We start from the raw sequence: 19,380 nt of genomic DNA on the forward strand, positions 1-19,380 counted from the left end.
AGTTATCCGTAGTTTATGAATTCGATTGCATGCGCCGGCGCCGAACGCCTGATCACACATTCCAGGGCGCCGCTTGGGTTCATCCCGAAGCGTTGCCCCCAGTAGCTCGCGCCAAAGCGGCGCCCGAGGCGCAGGCGCGGCCCGGTTTCTAGGGTCCACATAAACTGGGCGGTCCACGTCCCGAAGTACGCGGCGCCAAAGCGCGACCGGCCAAAGCGAGGCGCGCGGTGCTCGATCACCCGGGCTTGCGTGTAACCCAGGCTGAAAGCCAGCTCGACGAAGTACGCCGGCGTCTGGCCGCCGACCTCGACCAGGCGTCGACGCACCGCCAGTTGCCGGTCATCGAAGGTCGGCGACTCGCCCAGACACGGGTCAGGCAGTTTCATGACCCGTTCCCAGTCCGGTACCAGCTCGCGCACGGTGTCCGGCTCGCTCTCAGTCAGCAGGTCCGCCACCCGCAAATCTTCGCGGGCCAGCTCCTGGGCGGCGGCAGCCAACAGCGCGTCAACCTGCGGGTTAAGCTCACGATCCCAGGCCGGGCCCGGGGGCAGTAGCGCGCGCAATTGCCCTTGGTAATCCTCTGCCGTCCTTACAGCCACAGCACACCCCCATAGGTCAGCAGCTCATGGGCGGCGGCCAATACGTTGCCCACCGGCGCGGTCAGGGCGTGGTCCCGCTCGCCGGCCGCGCCGCTGATTGCCTCGCTGATATGGGTGGCCAGCAGTTCGGCGCCCAACTCCGACTCGCGGTTGTGCAGATCGATCAACGCCGCCTCGACCGCCCGCCGTACCGCGCTGCTGTCGGGAGTAACCTTGAGCTGGTACTGAACCGGCTTTTCTGCCGGCGGCTGCACGTACACCTCAGCCGTTACCGGCCGTTCTTTCTCGATGTAGGCCGCCACCTTCGCGCAGGCCTCGGCGTTGGGGATGATGTCGATATCGCCGTCACGCACAAAGAACACCCCCACCGTGCCCGGGCCCATCCAACGGCGCACAACCCAAGCCCGCGTCACTCCAGCCACCTCAAGCGCCCAGGTGACGTAATCGTCCTTGCTGCCGCCGTGCGGGATCACCTGATAAGAGCGGATCACCCGGCCGCGCAGCGTCTCGATGCTCTCCTGTTCGGTACCGCCCTGCAGGCCGGGTTCCTCAACGGTAAAGACCTCATTGAGCCCGAGCACCGGGCTGATAAGCCTCAGCGTGGTACCGGCCGGGGTGTTGCCCAACAGGCCGGCTTCCAGGGCTTCCAGCTTGGCCACGCCCTGGGCCACGGTCAGCTTGACCGTGGCCACCACCCGAAAGCGTGCGCCGTCGTCGCGCTGCAGGAGCGTGCCGGCATCGAGCAGCGCTGAGACGGCACCGATAAAGGTCGCGGTGCCGCTGGCCGCAACTGCCGCCAGGCGGTCACGCTTGAGCCGCGCGCGGGCCATGCGGCGCAGCGTGTCTTCATCGGCCGTGTCGGGCAGGATTTGCGCGGCGATGTATTCCTGATGCCCATAGCGAGCAAAGGAGGCGCCGCCCAGCACGCGGGCCAGCACCTCCGCGTCAGACCGTAGCAGCGCGCTGGAGCCCGCCAAGTCGGCCTGCGCCCGAGCGATGAGCCCGGGTAACGTCGGGGTTTCAAACGGCATTGATCACCTGCCAGAGATTGTCGAGTTTCAGGTCTATGGCGGTGCCGTCCTTCATCGATAGCACCACCAGCATGTTCAGCCGGTCCACCCCGCGCGCGGTCGTTACGCTAACGCTGGTCACCCGCCCGTCCTCCAGCATCCAGCCCAGCGCCTCCCGGGCGAAGGCCACCGCGTCACGCTCGGTGTCGGCGGTCAACGTGCGCCGGCGTAGTTGCCACAGGCGCGAGCCAATGCGGTCATTGGCCAGGGTGGGGAAGCTGTCGCCCCACCAGCCATACCGCTGGCCGTCGTCTAAGCGGTCGTCAGCCTCGGCGCGGCGCCAGGTCAAAAGGCTGATCACCGCCGCCCGGCGCCAGGCGCTTTCGCACGCGTCGTCATTGAGCAATGCCATTTCAGCCCTCCGGTACCGGCTTTTTGTCTGAGCCTTCGTGAACGTGAAGGGACGTGCTCACGCCGGCGGCGATCTGGTCGCCGGCGGATTCGATGCGTCCCGTGGTCCGAATGACCGGGGTGTCGAACTCAACCGCCGTTTCCGCCTTGACCTTGAGGGTCAGCGTGCTGACCTCGATCACGCGGTCACGCTTGAAGTGCAGGTAGTCGCCTTCATCGGTGTACAACGCCACCTCGCCGCTTTTGAGCCCCTGCAGGCGAAAGCGCCGGTCGGACACACAAATCACCACCCCATGCGAGCGGTCGCCGTTCAGGAACGCCGCCAGGCCCTCCGCGCCGGGGTGGGGATTTGAAGTCAGGCCGTAGGGCTCGAAGTGCTCCATGCCGTCTTTCACTTCATCAGCAGTCAGCCGCATTTGCAGGCCCTGCATCTTGCTGCCGGCGTTCACCAGCGACAGCACGCCCCGGGCCAGGAAGTTTTTAAATCCACTCATGTGCCAGGCTTCCAGTCAGCGGGGATCAGGTATTCGAAGTTGTCCGCCTTGCCGCCCTTCTTCAGCTTGCGGGCTTTGTGCGGGTCTTTCGGTTCCGGGTCGAAGGCGTCCGGCGGGCCTACGGTGATGTTGGCTACCGTGCCGTTCTCATCCAGGCTGTATTCGATTTCGCTGATCAACATGTCCCGGTCGATGCCGATCAGGCCATCGACCACCCGCACGACCATGTTGGGCAGCCATAGCGCGCCGTTGGACTGCCGCCACCCCTGCACCTTGTATTGCAGGGTCAGCGCCTTGCCCATGCGGTTACCGCGCTCCCAGTTGGCCCGCGCCTCGGCAAGCGTCGGCGTCATCTGGCCGCTTTCGTGGATCAGCAGCACCCGCTTACGGGTGGCGCGCGGGTCAGTGACCGACGCCCGCACCTCCGAGGCCTTTTCGCCGAACTCCTTATCAGTGCCCGAGCGCTGGCCGGTCACCCGGTATTCAGAAAACACCCCGGAAAAGTCCAGGGCGGCAGAACCGGTCAGGATGTTTTGCCCCAGCTCCAGGCGGTCGACTGCCCGGCCGGCGCTGCCCGGACGGATGATCACCAATCGGCCGCGGGCATCGTCGGTCGAGAGCAGCCGGGAAAGCGTCAACAGGCGGTCGATCGACTCGAACACCGTTTCTCCCGGCTCGATGCTGTGATCGGCCACCTTCGTGGTTTCGGCCGCCTGACTCAGCACCTGCACCCCGTAGGGTTCGGCCAGGGCTTGGACGATCTTCTGCACGCTCTGCCCGCGCCACTGCCCGGGTTTGTTGATCGCTGAACAGTCGACCAGATCAGACGTTAGCGAGCGGCCGGCAATGGCCCGATTGACCGACTTGCTGTCGTAGCTGACTGGCGTGCTGTAGATCCAGCCCGATAGCACCAGGTCATCACCAATGCGCACTTGGCAGTAGTCACCCTGGCGTACCGGTATTTCGGTGTCCTGGCCGGGCCAGCGCCAGGTAACGTCGAGCTTGAAGTCTCGGCTCTGCCGCTCGATCCCGGCGCTGATGCTGACTTTCGTCCAGCCGCGATAATCCAGGCCGTTCACGCTCAGCGTGACAGCGTTCAAGTTGTCCATTGGCCTACTCCTGGGCGACGGTCAACACACCCGGCGGCAGAAAGCCCGGGTGTACGGCCTTGTTACGTGTAACGATTTCGCCGGCGCGCGTGGCGTCGCCGAAACATTGATAAGCCAGCACCAACGCCGGCAGACTTTCCTGCGTCGTGACCTCGGTGAGGCGAACGCCCGAGCGGGCCACCTCGGTCAGGTGCCCGGTAACGTGCTTGCGCACGGCTTCCAACACCTCAAAATGATGATGCGATGCGGTCTGCGCCGCCTCCCACAGCGCGGCGCCGATGGCATCACGGATCAACACCACCTCTGCGGCCGCCGGCACTTCCGGCCGCTGGATCGGCGCCGCCACCTGCTGGGCCAGAGACGGGCTACCCGGCAGCGGCGCCGGCGCAGCGATCACCGGCATAACCGCCGCCGTTCGCGCTGCCAGCACAAGCAAGGCATCGCGCACCAGCTCGCGGGCCGCCTTGACGACTGCGACCGTAGCCGTACCGCCGGCGGTGTTGCTGATTGCCTTGTCGGTAGCGGCCTCGGCGGCCAGCGCCCGAGCCGTTTCGACTTGGCCGGTGATATCCCGGGTCGCCGTCACAAAAGTGGTAAAGACCGGCTCAACCTCAGCTAGGCCAGCGACCGTGCGGGCAAACTCCGGGTCGGCCTCGAGGTCGGCCGCCGCAGTGCCGCCAGTACCAGAAACGCCGCCCGCCCCACCCGACGACGCACTGCCCGAACCGTCTGCCGACGGTGCCCAGCGGTAGCCCGAGGAACGCGAATGGCCACCGATATCGGCAAACTGCGCCCGGATCATCGCGGCGAAGTTGCCCGGGGCATTGATCAGCATGTCAGCCAGGGCTTCGACGGAACCGACCAGGGCGACCAGTTGGCCGAATTCCTGATAGATCGCCATCTGGATGCCGGCAATGCCGTTCTGCAGAGCCACCACCGCCAGGCGCGCCCGATTCACCACCGACATTGCCGCCTTGTATCGGCTGATCGCCGACTCCAGCAGACTTTCCGATGATTCCTCAACCTGCCGCGCAGTGTTCGGCACCCCGGCCGGGAACCCCTTCTCCCCGGCTTCGATGAACACCAGGTCAAAGCGCGCCATGCCGCCTTCGCGCCGCTCGTGGGTGACCTCGCAGTCCCCCGCCGTTACATTCATGCGTCCGAACCAGGGATGCACCAGCTCCCCCGGGCCGGGCTCATCCAGCGCTTTCAGCAGGTCATCCCGCTTTACCAGGTAGTCATCACCAATGACAAAGGCCGTTAGCTTGGTGGTTCGCGTGCGCCGGCCCATATCCTCGACCAGCGGTTTGTCCCGCTGGGGATACTCATGCAGCTGCGTGCGCCGGCCGACCGGCATGGCGTCGCTGTCCACATGAAACGGCACCCCGCGAAAGGATGCCGGGTGCAGCTCATCCCGCCAGGTTCTTTCCATTGTCACCCCCTCAGCGAGCGGTAGCCGACTTGCGGGGTTACCGTCAGGCCGGGTTGATTGGTTTGTAGCTGATCCACGCGCATACCCGCCGGGGCGTTCTCAAAGCGCACCAGCATGGAACCTTCCAGATTGGTTTTCTGCGTGGCTGCCGCCTGCTGCACCAGCGACCCGCGCGCGGCTGGCAAACTGCCCGACGCCGGCAACTGCCCTGGCAATGCACCTGAGCGTGGCGGCTGGGCGAGCTGCTGGGCTGCCTGCGCGGCTTTGAGCATGTCTGCGGGGGTCATCCCCTTGGGTTGCTCAAACTGCAGCACCTGGGCAGCCACTGGGCGCCTCTCGGCTTCCGGCAGCATGTCCTGCGAGCCGACCTTGGACACCGGCGCGAGCGGACCCGGTGGGGCTGCGGGTACCGGTTGAGCGGTCGCCGTTTTTGCCGCTTCTGGAAGCGTCGTAGCGGCCGCCGACGCGGCCGGGAGCAGTTGCGCCACCGGCTGCGGCTTCACTAGCTGCAGCGGTGCGGCAGGAGCCCCAGCGCCCGGGGCGCGTAGCAAGCTGGCCGTGCTGGTGGCCGCCGGCATCAATTCCGGCGCCGATGCTATCGGCTTGACCAACTGCCCCGGTGCCGGGTTATTGGCAGCGTTACGGGCGTTCTGCTGCTCTGTCCAGGCGTTGACCTTTTCCGTCGCCGCATTGATCACCCCGCCGCCGTCGGTCTCGATGCCCAGAAACTTCATCATCGGTTCAATGACTGGCCGCAGTTTCTCCCACAGGCTGCGGAAAAAGCCCGTGATCGGTTCCCAATGCTTGACGATGATGCCCAGCGGCGACCAGTCAAAAACGGCCTTCAGGAAGTCAAAGAACGGCACCGAAAAGGCTTTAACCAGCCCCCACAGTGCGCCAAAGAATTCGCTGATGGGCCCCCAGTTGGCAATGATCTGCCCCAGCGGCGTCCAGGCAAAGGCCGTTTTCATCCAGCCCCACACGACCATCGCCGGCCCCTGAATCCGCGACCAAATAGCCTCGAAGTACGGCGCCAAGGTCGACCAGTTGGCAATCACCAGGCCGGCGGCCAGGGCGATGCCACGCGCCACCAGACCAATCGGGCTCATGCTGGCAACGCCATTCATCACCGTCAGCGCAGCGGTTGCCCCTGCCGTGGCCAAGCGCAACACGGTAAAGCCCACAGCCGCGCCGATAATGCCCTTGATCAACCACGGGTTGGCCCCGGCAAGCTCGGTCACCTTGCCGATGATCGGCCCCACGGTGGCCATGAACTCGTTAAACGGCGGCAGCAGCACACTGCCAACCGTGATGCCCAACCGGGTCACCCGGTTCTGCAGGAGCTGCATGGCGTTTTGCGTGGTCGCCGCGCGGGCCGTGTATTCCGCCTGCATCGATCCGGCGTATTCGCTTTCATCGCCGACAGACTTAAAGTTCTTCTGCAGCGTGTTCAAGCTGGTCAGCAGCGGCGCAATGGCCCCTACCGATTCCTTGCCGAACAGGTTGGTAAGCACGGCCGCTTGCTTGCTTTTCTCGACCTTGGCCAGCGTCTGCAGCACGCGGTTAATCGTGCCCTCGCTGTCGGTCTGCATGCCCTTGGCGATTTGGTTCGCGTCCAGGCGCAACGCCTTATAGGCCTCTTTCTGTGCCTTTGTCGCGGCCGTGCCAGCGGTCAGCGTCAACATGAAGTTCTTGATGCCGGTGGCGGCCACGTCCTGGGCGATACCCACACCAGCCAGGGTCGAACCCATCGCCGCCAACTGTGCAGCGCTGACCCCGGCCACCTCACCCAGCGGCCCGATGGCCGTCAGGATCGCCGAGATTTGCCCAGTGCTGGCCGCGCCGGTGTTGCCCAGGTAGTTGATCTGGTCGGCCAGGGTGACGACCTCGGCCTGATTCATTTTGAAGGCCGTCCGCCACTTGGCCATCATGTTGCCCGACTGCTCGGCCGTCTGGTCGAACGCGACGCCCATTTTCACCGCGTCTTCAGCAAACTGATTCAGTTCCTCCCGGGCAATGCCCGACTGGCCGCCGGCGGCGACAATCTGCGCGATGCCCTCGGCCGCCATCGGCAGGCGTTCGGACAGGCCCAACACGTCATCACTCATCGCCTTGAACTGCTCGGGCGAGTCGAAGTTAACCACCTTCTTAACGTCCGCCATGGCGCTTTCAAAGCCCATGGCAGCCTGCACCCCCATGACAAACGGGGCCGCGATGGCCCCGCCCTGGATCGCATCCATGAAGGTGATCTTGCCAAGGCCCGAGCTGTTCAACTGCTTGCGAAAGTTGGCCGCGTTCTTGCGAACCCCGCTCAACACCGGCGACAGCTTGTCGACGCCGGTAATAAGCGCTTTGAGCTGGAACTTATCCGCCATTGCCGCCCCCTACTAACGCCTGAATTCGCCAGGCGTTTTCTTCACTCTCGAACAACACGTCGAGCGGCCAAGCCGTGACCTCTCCCGGGCTGACTTTCCAGTACCAGGCCAGGTCGTAGGCCAGTTCGATCAGTCCGTCGATTGAGCTGAAGCGGGGGCCATGAAAAAACCAATGACCATCCACGCCAGGGTGTTCAGGTCGGACAGGTCCAACTGGTTAACCGAGCTGGGCGGGATGCCGGCACACACCGCGATGTATTTCGACGCGGTTTCGACATCGGCAATGGGGTAGCCGCTTTCGCCCATGGTGTACGGCAGGAGTTTGATGGCCCGGACCTCCTGCACAGTTGGACGGCGCAGGCTCAGTTCAGTGACTTCCTCGGCATGGGCTTGAATGGGGGCGCTCAGCTTGTGGGTTACGGTGCTCATTACTGCCAGTCTCCTGCAATGCCTTCAAACTTCAGCGCGACTTTTGCGTCATCGCCGGTCACTTTGGTTTCATCAACCAGATACGCGCCGCTCAGCACGTAGCTACTACCGTCGGCCAACTCGGCGGTAATGGTCATGTTGGTGGCGTTGGCCAATTTGGCCCGAGGGAAATTGCGCGTTTTAACCGCATCGACGCTGATGTAAGGCACCAGGTCTTCTTCCTTGTAATGGCCCCGCACAATGGTTTCGCGCTTCACGTCGGACAGCGGACACTCCACCGATCCGCTGATCGTGAGCTGTTCGCCGTCGGCCTTGACGTAACAGGTACCCGCGACTTTCTGACTCATGAAAGGATCTCCCATAAAAAAGCCCGCGCGTGGCGGGCTGGAGTTGAACGAAAAGGGTTACACCGCTTCGGGGTACTGCAGGCGGAACTGGTACGCCAAGGCGAACACCCGCAGCTGATTGACCAGATCCGGCGGAAACAGGACGCTGACACGATTGGGGTTACGCGGATCGCGCTCGACCACCAGGTACTGTTTGAACAGCTCGCTGTTCTCAACAATGCCGTCGCGCTCGAGCGCGCCATAGGCGGCGATCAGTTCGCCCCGGATCACCAGCGGGGTGACGATTGCCTGGCCAGCACCGAAGCGGGTGCCGTCGTTGGCTAGCTTGCTTCGCCCGTACTTGCTGGTAATGATCCCGCGCAGGTAGCGGATAACGTGCGCCGACTGGTGCAGCGTCTCGCTGTCGAGGTAGGAGTCATCCGGCTGGCCCAGGTCGTTACGCTGGTAGGTCGTAACGGCGCGCTCGATGCGGTAGTTACCGCCGGTGTAACAGGCCGTGGCGATGCCGCTGGTCAGCAGCGATTGCCGCTCGGTCAGCATGAAGCGCTCACTCGACGGCGCCGGCTCGATGCCTGCCAGCGCACCGGTTTGCGTCGGGCGCGCCGGGTCGGCACTGATGAACACGGCAGTACGCGCGGCCCACTGCGCCGCGACTTCCCAGACTGGCTGGGGCACGCCCTTTTCACAGCCGTGAATGCTCACGTGCGGGTCATTGCGCAGGCGCCCCGCCGCCACCAGTTGGCCCAGCGTGCCGCGCTTGGCGGTGTAGACGTGGCCATACAGCTGCTTTGCCCAGGACCAGCGCCCGGCGCTGTCATCCATGGCGACTTTCCAGGCATCGAGCGTCGCGGTGTCAGTCCAGGGCTGACAAATGAACTCGAATTCCTCATCACCCAGGGCCGCCAGGGCCTCGGCAATGTCCGGCGTACCGGCGCCGCCGGTCATGGCAGTGATGGTCAGCACCAGGCCGGCGGGGGTTACCTCGCCGTTATTGCGGCCCAGGCGATTGAGCTGCAACTGAATGTCGTTGCCCAGCTCCCCCGAAAACTTGGCCACCAGCTTCACCGCCGTAGCCTCTGCCGTGGCCTTCACCGGCATGTCAGGCGCCACATTGATGCCCTCAGCCAGGGCGGCGGCCACCACGTCAGCGGTAGCGCCGGCAACGACTGGGACGCGCACGCGCTGCCCGGCAATGTACAGATTGACCAGCCCGGCCACAGTAACCGTGCCCGTTACGGTAACGTCGGCTTTCGCCGGCGTACCGACTGCCTTGAGCGGCAAACACCAAACCTCGCCGGCCGAGTCAATGGCGCGGTGCTGCTTGTGCATGGCGGCCAGCATCGAGCCGTCACCAGCGATAGCGCGGGCCTCGGCGGTGCGGGCCACCAGAACCAGGCTACCGATCTCGGAGCTGTCGGCGTCGTCGTTGACCTGGCCGACCAGCAGCCGGCGCAGGGTCGAGGCGCCGCTGTTGGCCTGCGAGTTGTCGACCTCGGCATAAAACAGCGGCACGCGGATGTCGGCCGGAATAGTGCTGAAACCTACGCTCATTGCGCCTTACTCCCTCGGGCTGGCTTGGATTGAGTGACGGGCTCAGGCGCCGCCACAGGTTCGGACTCTACGGCCGGGCTTTCTGCCGGCGCAGCTTCGACGCGTACTACGTCGCCGTCGCTGATACGGCGCTGCCAGTACGCGTCGCGGGGTACCTTGTCGCCCGCCTCCGGCAGCAGCTGGCCGCCCTTCTCCGGCATGGGGCAGAGTCGCCCCGGCGCCGGTTTCACGTGAATCAGATTCATGGGTTCAAGTCCTCTCGGGTTTCAAGTTCTACCCGCCCGTCAGGCCCGCCAGGAGCCGCGTTCGGATCCCTCAGGGGGTCGATAAAGTCGTATCGCGTGTCGATGCCCTCCAGCGGAGGCAGACCGTCAAGCTCGCGCTCGTGCCACGTCTCAGCCGGGTCACCATCACGATTACGGCCCAACTGGAACTCAGCGCTGAAGCTGTAGCGGTAGATCACCCGGGCTCGGTTGATGAAGATCAGCGCGCCCCCGCCATAGGTGATGGCGTCGTACTCGCTGTCGGGTTTCCACCCCACCAGTGCCCGCCAGATTTCCGCGCGCAGTTCGTGCAGATCCTGCGCGGCCTCCTGGCCACGTTCATCGCTGGTGTCCAACACAACAACCACGTCGAATCCATCTGAAATAACCTGGCGGACACCGGTCTGCAGGTCATTCGGTTCTGCCTGATCGTCGGAAGCGATCACATAGGCCGATGGGTGCTGCAGCTTGGAACTGCTCGCGACTGCATCCCAGTCGATACCCGCCGCAATACGTGTGGAGAATGTCGGGCAGTAGGCGCGCAAATGCGCGACGATCACATTTAGTCTCATCGTGGTTTCCGGTTTTTGAGGTCAGTTCAAGGCGGCCGCAAATGCAGCTGATAGCAGCGCCTGCACCGATGACCTGGAGTCCTGCAAGGCATCCGCCATGTAGTTGTCGCGGGGGGTAATACGCCACCCAGCGGCGGCACGGGCAGCAAGGGCCAGCGCCCTATCGCCATTGGCTCGGCGGTTCGATTTGCCTTTACCCATGCCTGGTGCAAGCTTTCCGGGGCGGTTTCCTTTCTTGACCCCGTAATGCAGGTAGGCCGGATAGAACTCCTTCATGGAGCTGGTCTTGCGCGGAGCGATCCGCACGAGAAAGCCGGCCCGCGATACCTTGAAGTTGATCGATTCAAGGGTGGCGCCCGTGCGGTTGACCGGATAGCCGTCCTGACCTTTACCAAGCGCTAGGTTCATCTGCGCTCGTTGCGTGACCAGGCGGCCGGCTTTACGCATCGCCGCGCGGATCTTGGACTTGTCGAAGGCGTCGCGCTCGAAACTGTCAAAGCCTTCAAAGTGCACATAACCTTCGACCGAAGAACGGCTAGCCATAAACGCCCCCTCCAGCGGTCACCCCGCCGATCATCTCCACTTCCAACACCGTGAAACGATGGGCCCCGTTCAGATCAGCCACGCGACGCACCCTGTAGATTTTGGCACCGTGCACCACCTCATGATCCTCCGAGATACCGTCCAGAAAGCGAAAAGTAACGCGGTGAGTGACCTTGGCATCCAGCTGAACACCAGCAGCGTAAGCAGCGGTACCAACAGGCAAAATGGATGCCCAGCGCCAAACCTCGCCACTGAAAGCCGAGTCCAAGCCGAAGTCTTTAGCCGGCTTATCGGTGCGTTGCCGAATCATGATTCGCCGGTTTAATTCGCCCGTTGCGGGCTCCCTGAGAGCCATGACTAAAATCTCGGCGGGACAGTGATGTCCGCTATCAGATGGTCGATAAAGCTCGACGGCAACTCGGTCAGCGACTGGCCAACGACCATCAGCCCACGATGCGTAAATGCGGTTTCGGCGGCCATCAGCAGCCAGCTCAAAACACCCGGGTGCGCCTTCAAGTCCACCCCGGCGCGATAGCGAATACGCAGCCGGCCCTCAGGTCTGCCCCCCGGAAAGATCAGATAGCTCTCCTTGCCTCCTTGGCGGAGCTCTACCCTCCCGTCAAATGCCTTCTCCTGCCCGGCATCGCTAACGGCCAGCACTGATTCAACAGCAACCACCTGGCCAACATCCAGCGAATGCCCCGACGGATACGACGCTGGCCAGTCCTCCTCATAAACCGCTTCACGAATGGCCGCCCCGGTCCTCGACTCAGCCTGCGCGGTAACCCCGGGGATAATGATCAGGTCGATAAGTTCGGGCTGCAGGTCCTCTGGCTCGGCCCTGCACTGAAAGGCCACCTGCTCCAGCGTTAGCACGGGCGCCCCCGTGTAGGCGATGCGGCGAGCCATGATCAGGGCTTGTCTTCATCGTCTTCGGGATCGGTGTTGTCCGACCCTTCATCCGGTGGCGGCTCCGTTGGTGGGCCGGGCTGGGCGGGGCCTTTCGCTGCCGGCGCCGACTTGCCCTTACCGCCGCCGGGCTTGCCAGTTTTCTTGCCCTCATACAGCTCTGCACGCCCACCATCGATCAGCGACTGGGCTACGTCTTCCTCGAAACCCGCTACCTCGCCCTTGCCGTAGCCACGCCAGGAGCCGGTGAAAGTAATAATTACCTTTGCCATAAACATTCCATCCAGTTGAGCGGCCCCGGCTCATCCGGGGCCAGGGGTTACATGCCAGCGCCCCACTTCACAGCGACCGCCACCACGATGCTCTCGACGTGGCGCGGGCCGAAGTCGTGCTTCGCGATCACACGTAGCAAGGTCTGGTCACGCTGGAAGGCACTGACCATCTCGCCCTGGGCATCCTTGTAGGAAGCCTCGTTGCTGAAGCTCAGGGTAAGATCCATGTCTTCGCCGATCATGCAGTCCGCGAAGTTGACGAAGTAGATCTCGGTTTCGTTGCCATCGGCGCCGAGGTTCACCGGGATCTGGTTGCTGAGGCCAACCGGGTAACCCTTGAGCATGCCGGCATCGATTTCCGGGTAAGCCTTGTTGCCGTTGCCGTCGCGCAGCGCCTGCAACCAACGCAACACACGCGGCGCCATCAGCCAGCCGCACGACTTCATCATCACGTTCGCCGTTTCCAGGCGCAGCATCATCCCGCCCAGGAACAAATCGATTTTTTCCAGCGTGAGGCCATCCACCACAGGCGCGGTCAGGATGTTGAAAGGCAGCGCCCAGTGACGCATACCCTTGGGCAGCGAGCCGGTGCCGTCAGCACGGATGAAGTGCAGATCCTCCGACAGGCCCATGCTCACCGTCAGATCACTGAGCACCAGGCCATCGACGCGAGGGTTAACCCCGCTCATCGCCAGCAGATCGTTGGAGATCGGCACGATGGCGGCCGCCTTTTTCGCCGACAGCTTGGTGTCAGCGAACGTCATACCGGTGATCGGGATATCGGTATCGCTACCGATGTACGTCACTACGGTGTTGCCGGTAATACGTGGCTGGGTCAGGTTGCCGTTGTTCAGCGGCAGGCTGGTGACCCCCATTTTGCGAACAATGGATACCGGGCGAAGCGATTCAATGACTTCGGTGGCGAAGTTCTGCGGCACAAGCACACCGCCCGCACCTGGGGTTACGACGCTCAAAGCCATGTGGACATCAGCCGGGAAACCGCCGTCCTTCGCCATCTGGGCGGCCGTCTGCTGATTCCCCTGGGCAGAGGCCAGCAAGCGCGCCATCTGCGCCATACCAGTACCAGGCTTGGCCTTTTCGCTGAATGGGCCGGAAATACTACCGTTCGGCGGGCTAGTAGCGCCCTGAGCCGACTCGTTCACCGGCACAGCGCTCGCGGCCGCTAAGCGCTCCGCTGATTCGGCGCGGCTGATTTTGGCGGTCAGGTCATTGATCTGCGATTCCAGATTAGTGAACTGCTGCAGCTGCTCGGCACTCAAGCTACCGCCGCCGGCCTCGATCTTGGCCAGAGCTTGCACCTGGGTGACCAGGCCTGCGCGCTCGTTACGCATTTGAAGTACAAGGGACATGCTGCCTCCTGGGCATAAAAAAACCCGCACTAAGCGGGTCTGGATTCAGTTGATACGGTTGATAGGGTCAGACGAACGATTGCATCGCCAACGCCGCTGCACGCACGCTGATGCGGCTCGACTGGCGCGTTGCACGGTTCTGCGCAACAGCACGCGACAGCTCATCGACGGTGTGCTGAGGGATCTGCATGCGGTCAGCCAAGCCTGCATTGATTGCATTCTGGCCGCGATATACCCCGGCCTCGGTGGCGATCACCTTGGCGACCGGCAAGCCGCGATACTCAGCCACAGCGCTCACAAACATCTGATAGCTCTCCTGCACCAGCTCGTTGAGGAAAGCCAGCGACTGTTCCGTAATCGGCTCATGCGGTGACAGGTCATTTTTGTGCGCCCCGGCAAATACCGTGGTCACCTTGACGCCCATCCCTTCTTCCATTTTCGAGCGGTCCATGTGACTCGCGATCACGCCGATGGAGCCGACGCCGCTAGTCCGACTTACAACCAGCTCGCTGCAGGCGGACCCGATCAGGTAACCGCCGCTGTACGCCATGTAATTGACCAGGCCGGTGATAGGCTTCTGTGCGGTCATTGCACGGATATCCTCGGCCAGCTCGAAGGCGCCAACAGCGGAACCGCCCGGGCTGTCTATATCCAACACAATGTGCTCGACCATCGGATCACCCACGGCGCGCTGCAGCTGGGAGCGCAGGCCCTCATAGCTGGTCATCGTCTCGCAGGCGTTCAGATGGCTGCCTCGACTGACCAACACACCGCTTACTGGAATGACCTCGATCCCGGTCTGGGCAATGGCACTACGCCGTTGTTCGTCGGCGTACGCTACGCGGTCGATGGGATCGTCATCCTTCCAAATCTGGGCCGAGCTGCCCCCGATGTTGACGATGTTGAGGCTCATGGTCTGGTTGGCCCAGCGCACGCCCAGGTCGAGCATGTCCGGTGTGACCAGCAGAGGTTGATTGAATAGCAGGCTGGATGCCCGCAGATAGCGCTTACTCATTGGGCAAGAATCCTCCCGATCTCGGCGTGCTGCATTTCCAGCTGAGCACGCACTGCAGGGTTGTTTAAGTCGGGCTGCTTGCCAGCGTCGACCATGTTGAGGGGCTGCAGGTAGATATCGCCGCCTTGTACTGGCGGCATGTTCTCCAGGCGCCGGATGTCGTTTACGCTCAGCCATCCCCACTGGCGGCCAATGGCGTAGGCCTCATAGCGGCTTTTTTGGTCGCCGCGCAGCAGGCCGGCCAGGTTGAACTCGATGAAGTAATCTCGCCGATCCTTCGGCAACAGGAAGTCGCGCATCATCGACTGTTCATGGCGCTTCACCCAGGGCAGCAGGGCGAACACCACGAACTGAATCATCAGCTGCTCCAGGGTGTTGTAGTTCGACTTCTCCAGATCATTCACCATCGGCAGTGGGATCTTGTAGATCCGTGCGATGTCCAGTCCGGTCAGTTTCATGATTCCGACAATCTCGGCATCGACGTTGGTCATCGACACCGGCTTGAACGTCATGCCCTCCTGCAGGAGCGCGACCTTCTTAGCATTGTCCATGCCTCCGAACTTCTGCCCCCACTGATCAACGATCTTGTCGATGATCCCCTGGTCTTTGATCGCGGGTGCCTCGCGGGGGCGCTCGATCACGCCAGACACGGCCACGCCATTGGCGAAACTTTTGCCGGTGTACTGGCGAACAGCCTGGGTCAATCCAATTGCATCAGCGTGCAACTCAATGGGCGAAAGCCCGACGTAGGGGTTCGTGCCGAACCAGCGCACGTGATGCACCATCCGCATCGGCACCGCCTCGCCTACACCAATCCGGTAGTAAGGCAGCAGGTCAGCGCCCTTGAGCACCTGCACTTGTTCATTTTTGAGCGCCCAAAGGGCGGTGACGTTGCCGTCCTCCCGACGGTCGATGAAGCTGAAGGCGTTACCCCGCAGCCCCGCCGCGCCCTGGTGTCGCTCCATGTACTCACAAGGTGTCTGGAATGGGTTGGGCTGGTAGCGCAGCACATCGTACAAGGGGTGATTGATCGCCGGTTCACGCTGCCCATTGGCCTTACGCTGATACATCTCAAGCGGCAGCTGCGCCACCGTCTCAGCCAGCAAGGTCACGCAGTTCTGCAGGATAGGCAGGGCAAGCGCTGTGTCTGGCGTTACCGTCACGCCTGCAGAGCTTCGACCACGCCCGAGGAGGCCGCGCCAGAACCCATGATCCGGGTTAGTCAACGTAGCAGCACCGGTGTCACGCAAGCTGGAAAAGAACATGGTCAGCCCCCTCCTCCAGCCACCTGGCGCGCCGCCAGGCGCGCTGCCGCTTGGTCAGCCAGCCTTGACCAGGCCAACAGCCCGGCTCCGGCGACGATAAATGCGGCTGGCCGATGCACCATCCAGACGCCACCCACCAGCAGTGCAAACCCTAGAAGGCCTGCCAGCCAGGACAAAATTGCCAACTTCATATACCTACCCCTTCGTCGTAAACCGACGTGCCGGATGCCTCGGAAATGTCACCGCTGATGCCAACCGCCATCACAGCGGCAACGATGCCGTCGATGCGGCCCGTGGCTTTGGATTTGTCGACCTTTCGGTTGTTGGCCGGATCGAACACGATCACCGCGTTGCCCGCGTTCCAAGTCATCACCGGGTTGTCATCGTGCAGGAGCGTTTCGACCACCTCGGTGGATGTGTCGACCTCAGACACAACCTCATAGTCCTCCGGGTCCAGCTCAATCACCGCCGACGGCTCTACTTTGCGACCCAACAAACGTCGCTCGAACTCATCGACGGCCGGCCCCATGTCCTTGAAGCCCTGGCCGAAAGGCTTGAGTTCGGGCAACGTGATGCCGTTGTCGTTCATCAATGACAGCAAGTCCTCGATCCGCCACCGGTCGTAGGCGATCCGCCGCACGTCGAAGTAATCGCAGATAGTTTGCAGGCGCCGTAGCACATGCAGCTTGCTGATGGCTCGCCCCGGCGTGGTCTCCAGATGGCGTTCCTTGATCCATTGCAGATACGGCACACGGTCGCGCTTCTCCCGGCCAGACAGGTCGTCGTCGGGGATCCAGAAGTACGACAGCGAGCGCCAGTGCGGATCGTGCGGCATCGGGCTGAACATCAGCACGAATGCAGTCAGGTCCGTGGTACTGGAAAGGTCCAGCCCGCCAACGCATGGTCGGTTGCGCAGGACGCGCATCGGCACCCGCTCAGCAGCACCGCGCCAGATCTCCCAGGACAGCCAAGGCGATGTCGCCTGGGTCCACTCGCAGAAGTTCAAGCGCCTGACAACGGCCTCTTTCGCCGGTAGCCCCTTCGCTTCGGCCACCTGCTCCCGCAGGTACTTGCGGCCCGGGATGCCGTCGGTCTGGCCCTCCAGAATGAAGTCCAGCGAAGGGTTCACCTTCGGCCAGCACGACTCATCCTTGAATGGGTCATCCCCCTTATCCAGCGAGCAGATGAAGGCAAAAAACGCATCGTTTTCTTCCTTGCCCTCGCAGATCCGTACGCACAGGTCGTGATACTGACCGCACACCGAGCCCTTGTTGGAGCCGCTGTTGGTGATCATCACAATCAACGCACGGCGCCGGAACTTGGTACCGGCCCGCATCATGTCCACCGCGCTGGCCGTCTTGTGCTCATGCAGTTCATCAATCAGCGCGATGTGCGGCCGAGGGCCGGACTGGCCTTCGTCGGAGCTGATCGGGCGGAAAAAGCTATGCGTGCTGGGATAGAACAGGTTCCAGACCTTTTCATCACGGCCCGATTGCACCAGGCGTGCCGAGAGGTGTGGCGCCATGTTCACCATGCTGACCGCATCGCGGAAAAGGATCTGCGCCTGGTCTTTTTTCGTTGCGGCAGCGTAGATCTCAGCGCGTTGCTCACCGTCCGCAACCAATCCATACAGCCCGATCCCGCCGACCAGGGGCGACTTGCCCGAGCCCTTGGCGGTCTCGATGTACGCTTGGCGAAACCGACGATAGCCATCATCGGTGTACCAGCCGAACAGGCTACCGATAATGAACGCCTGCCATGGCGCAAGGCGGAATGGCAGGCCCTCGAAGTCGCCGCCGTTCAGACACAGCACGTCTTCGAAAAAACCGATGGCGCGCAGCGCCGCTTCGGCATTCCAGATCAACCCGCGTTCGTGCCCTTTCTCCAGATCCAGCAGATGCCGCCGCGCAGCATTGCGAACGTCTGGGCCAGCGATGATCGAGCCGGCCAACACTCTGTCAGCGAAGCTCTTTACCCGGCAGTCAGTTGAAATACTTTGCGGCAGCGTCTCGTTCTGCATTGGGGAACAAATCTCCTTGTGCCGCCGGCGCGGCTCTCATATTCCGGCGCGCCAAGGGAGATAACCCGAACTGAGCACCGGCAGCGTTGGCACGCTTCTCGGCGTCGTTGGCCAGCTGCCGCAGAACGTGGGTCTGCTGCGCGCCGGTCTTGAAGGTCTGAACTTCACCACCCAGGCCATCATCCGACTTCGCATTGCGCTCAGCGATCAACCGCTGGAAACGCAACCAGTCGCCGTACGCCTGGCAGTAAGTGGCGAGCGCCATCTGGTCCAACCGCGACACCCACCCAAGCGCCAGAAGCGCTCCGGTAATACGGGTCCATTCGGCTGCAGCGTCACCGCTAAGAAAATCAGGCATAGGCGGCACAGCAGCCGGCAGCGCCGGATCCTTGATTTCGTTCAACAGCTCAGCCGGCGAACGCTTACTTCGGTTGCCGTTGAGTAAATGCACCGACGCGGGCAGACCAGGCCGCCCGGAATTACCGTTTCCAGCCATGGGAAACCTCCATTTCTGATACCCCCCCTCCCTCATTTTTCCCGGTTTTGCACACAGAGGGGGGCATGCGGTCTAGAAGCAAAGAGGAAAATAGTTTTTTACCCCCCCTACCCCTGGCAGCCAGGGGTAGGGGGGGCTGGCTGCCCGACGGCGGCCCGCACCCGATCAGCGCCGGTTCCAGTGGTGATTCGGATCGAGGGGAATGCCTGACGCCGAGCAGCCAGCAATCCGACCGCTGCGCTCAAGCCGCTGCTTGGTCGAGTCGTGGCAGAGCTTGCATAGTGGCTGCCAGTTGCCCTGATCCCAAAACAACTTCCAGGCAGCCTTGATCCGCTCGGCGTCGCCGCTTTCCTTCGCCTCTTTCAATCGAGGCGGGATCTTGTGGTCAACCACCATTGCAGCGACCGGGCGGTAATCGGTGGAACACATTGAGCAGAACGGATGCCGAGCCAAGAATGCATCCCGGCTTAACCGCCACCGGTGACCATAACCACGGGAAGCACTGCTCCCGCGACGATCACTGCCCTTGTTCATTGCTGGTAGGGCGCACATCACAGACACCCAGGCGCTTTGCGGCCCAGCGCTCATACAAACCAATCGCCACATCAGCACCGGCCATTGCGGTGAGGCAACCAACCGCCGCAGATGCCCAGATCGAAACACCCATTGAATACATGAGCATGATGGTCGACAGCCCACAAACGATGCAGGCACCGGAACGCAACGCAACACGCCGCGCCAAGCCCCAGCCGCGAACACCTGCTTTATCGGCGCGCCACATCTCGCCCGATACACCGCCCACCAAGGACAGTACTACCACCATCCAGATCGGCATTTCGATTAACGCTTGTTGCTCATTGGTCATGAGAGCCTCATAGGTCGAGTACACGGCGCCGGA

At 62.7% G+C, this 19,380-nt stretch carries 23 protein-coding genes; all 23 read right to left on the reverse strand.

Annotated features, from left to right (window positions below; genetic code table 11):
- Positions 1 to 2 precede the first annotated feature (2 nt).
- Positions 3 to 599: a YmfQ family protein gene (locus LOY34_RS18305; protein ID WP_258663812.1), complete on the reverse strand. Its 597-nt coding sequence runs from the start codon at positions 597 to 599 to the stop codon at positions 3 to 5.
- Positions 590 to 1,630, reverse strand: coding sequence for a baseplate J/gp47 family protein (locus LOY34_RS18310; protein WP_258663814.1), 1,041 nt, complete (start codon positions 1,628 to 1,630; stop codon positions 590 to 592). Before LOY34_RS18310 ends, LOY34_RS18305 begins: the two co-directional genes overlap by 10 nt.
- Positions 1,620 to 2,015, reverse strand: a complete 396-nt coding sequence (locus tag LOY34_RS18315) for a phage GP46 family protein (protein WP_258665136.1) — start codon at positions 2,013 to 2,015, stop codon at positions 1,620 to 1,622. Before LOY34_RS18315 ends, LOY34_RS18310 begins: the two co-directional genes overlap by 11 nt.
- Before the next feature lie 7 nt (positions 2,016 to 2,022).
- Positions 2,023 to 2,514, reverse strand: a complete 492-nt coding sequence (locus LOY34_RS18320; protein WP_258663816.1) for a phage baseplate assembly protein V — start codon at positions 2,512 to 2,514, stop codon at positions 2,023 to 2,025.
- Entirely contained in the window at positions 2,511 to 3,623 is a 1,113-nt protein-coding gene (locus tag LOY34_RS18325; protein ID WP_258663818.1) for a phage baseplate assembly protein, read from the reverse strand. Before LOY34_RS18325 ends, LOY34_RS18320 begins: the two co-directional genes overlap by 4 nt.
- 4 nt (positions 3,624 to 3,627) lie before the next feature.
- Positions 3,628 to 5,055 (reverse strand): DNA circularization protein, encoded by a 1,428-nt coding sequence (locus tag LOY34_RS18330; protein ID WP_258663820.1) that lies wholly within the window; start codon positions 5,053 to 5,055, stop codon positions 3,628 to 3,630.
- A gap of 2 nt (positions 5,056 to 5,057) precedes the next feature.
- Complete coding sequence (locus tag LOY34_RS18335) at positions 5,058 to 7,430, reverse strand: phage tail tape measure protein (RefSeq protein ID WP_258663821.1); 2,373 nt, start codon at positions 7,428 to 7,430, stop codon at positions 5,058 to 5,060.
- 129 nt (positions 7,431 to 7,559) lie between these two features.
- Complete coding sequence (locus tag LOY34_RS18340) at positions 7,560 to 7,859, reverse strand: phage tail assembly protein (protein WP_258663823.1); 300 nt, start codon at positions 7,857 to 7,859, stop codon at positions 7,560 to 7,562.
- Positions 7,859 to 8,206, reverse strand: a complete 348-nt coding sequence (locus LOY34_RS18345; RefSeq protein ID WP_258663825.1) for a phage tail tube protein — start codon at positions 8,204 to 8,206, stop codon at positions 7,859 to 7,861. The genes LOY34_RS18340 and LOY34_RS18345 overlap by 1 nt, the downstream gene beginning before the upstream one ends.
- Positions 8,207 to 8,263: 57 nt before the next feature.
- Complete coding sequence (locus LOY34_RS18350) at positions 8,264 to 9,757, reverse strand: phage tail sheath subtilisin-like domain-containing protein (RefSeq protein WP_258663828.1); 1,494 nt, start codon at positions 9,755 to 9,757, stop codon at positions 8,264 to 8,266.
- Positions 9,754 to 10,002: a DUF2635 domain-containing protein gene (locus LOY34_RS18355; RefSeq protein ID WP_258663830.1), complete on the reverse strand. Its 249-nt coding sequence runs from the start codon at positions 10,000 to 10,002 to the stop codon at positions 9,754 to 9,756. The genes LOY34_RS18350 and LOY34_RS18355 overlap by 4 nt, the downstream gene beginning before the upstream one ends.
- Positions 9,999 to 10,592 (reverse strand): hypothetical protein, encoded by a 594-nt coding sequence (locus tag LOY34_RS18360; RefSeq protein ID WP_258663831.1) that lies wholly within the window; start codon positions 10,590 to 10,592, stop codon positions 9,999 to 10,001. The genes LOY34_RS18355 and LOY34_RS18360 overlap by 4 nt, the downstream gene beginning before the upstream one ends.
- A 21-nt stretch (positions 10,593 to 10,613) precedes the next feature.
- Positions 10,614 to 11,135, reverse strand: a complete 522-nt coding sequence (locus LOY34_RS18365; RefSeq protein ID WP_258663833.1) for a hypothetical protein — start codon at positions 11,133 to 11,135, stop codon at positions 10,614 to 10,616.
- Positions 11,128 to 11,490, reverse strand: coding sequence for a head-tail adaptor protein (locus LOY34_RS18370; protein ID WP_258663835.1), 363 nt, complete (start codon positions 11,488 to 11,490; stop codon positions 11,128 to 11,130). Before LOY34_RS18370 ends, LOY34_RS18365 begins: the two co-directional genes overlap by 8 nt.
- A 2-nt stretch (positions 11,491 to 11,492) precedes the next feature.
- Positions 11,493 to 12,044 carry a hypothetical protein gene (locus LOY34_RS18375; protein WP_258663836.1) on the reverse strand — a complete coding sequence of 184 codons (552 nt, stop codon included), beginning with the start codon at positions 12,042 to 12,044 and terminating at the stop codon, positions 11,493 to 11,495.
- A gap of 2 nt (positions 12,045 to 12,046) precedes the next feature.
- Positions 12,047 to 12,316 carry a hypothetical protein gene (locus tag LOY34_RS18380; protein ID WP_258663838.1) on the reverse strand — a complete coding sequence of 90 codons (270 nt, stop codon included), beginning with the start codon at positions 12,314 to 12,316 and terminating at the stop codon, positions 12,047 to 12,049.
- 47 nt (positions 12,317 to 12,363) lie between these two features.
- Entirely contained in the window at positions 12,364 to 13,668 is a 1,305-nt protein-coding gene (locus tag LOY34_RS18385; protein WP_258594292.1) for a phage major capsid protein, read from the reverse strand.
- A gap of 85 nt (positions 13,669 to 13,753) precedes the next feature.
- Complete coding sequence (locus tag LOY34_RS18390; RefSeq protein ID WP_258663840.1) at positions 13,754 to 14,701, reverse strand: S49 family peptidase; 948 nt, start codon at positions 14,699 to 14,701, stop codon at positions 13,754 to 13,756.
- A complete protein-coding gene (locus LOY34_RS18395; protein WP_258594296.1) occupies positions 14,698 to 15,966 on the reverse strand; it encodes a phage portal protein in 1,269 nt (422 codons plus the stop codon). The genes LOY34_RS18390 and LOY34_RS18395 overlap by 4 nt, the downstream gene beginning before the upstream one ends.
- Positions 15,967 to 16,153: 187 nt before the next feature.
- On the reverse strand, positions 16,154 to 17,986 hold the full coding sequence (locus LOY34_RS18400; RefSeq protein ID WP_258663842.1) for a terminase large subunit: 1,833 nt from the start codon (positions 17,984 to 17,986) through the stop codon (positions 16,154 to 16,156).
- Positions 17,949 to 18,482, reverse strand: a complete 534-nt coding sequence (locus LOY34_RS18405) for a phage terminase small subunit P27 family (RefSeq protein WP_258663843.1) — start codon at positions 18,480 to 18,482, stop codon at positions 17,949 to 17,951. The genes LOY34_RS18400 and LOY34_RS18405 overlap by 38 nt, the downstream gene beginning before the upstream one ends.
- A 165-nt stretch (positions 18,483 to 18,647) precedes the next feature.
- Positions 18,648 to 18,911, reverse strand: a complete 264-nt coding sequence (locus tag LOY34_RS18410; RefSeq protein ID WP_258663845.1) for an HNH endonuclease — start codon at positions 18,909 to 18,911, stop codon at positions 18,648 to 18,650.
- Positions 18,912 to 18,999: 88 nt separating this feature from the next.
- Complete coding sequence (locus tag LOY34_RS18415) at positions 19,000 to 19,347, reverse strand: phage holin family protein (protein ID WP_258663847.1); 348 nt, start codon at positions 19,345 to 19,347, stop codon at positions 19,000 to 19,002.
- Positions 19,348 to 19,380: the final 33 nt, after the last annotated feature.

The organism is Pseudomonas sp. B21-009 (assembly GCF_024749345.1).
Classification (GTDB): Bacteria; Pseudomonadota; Gammaproteobacteria; order Pseudomonadales; family Pseudomonadaceae; genus Aquipseudomonas.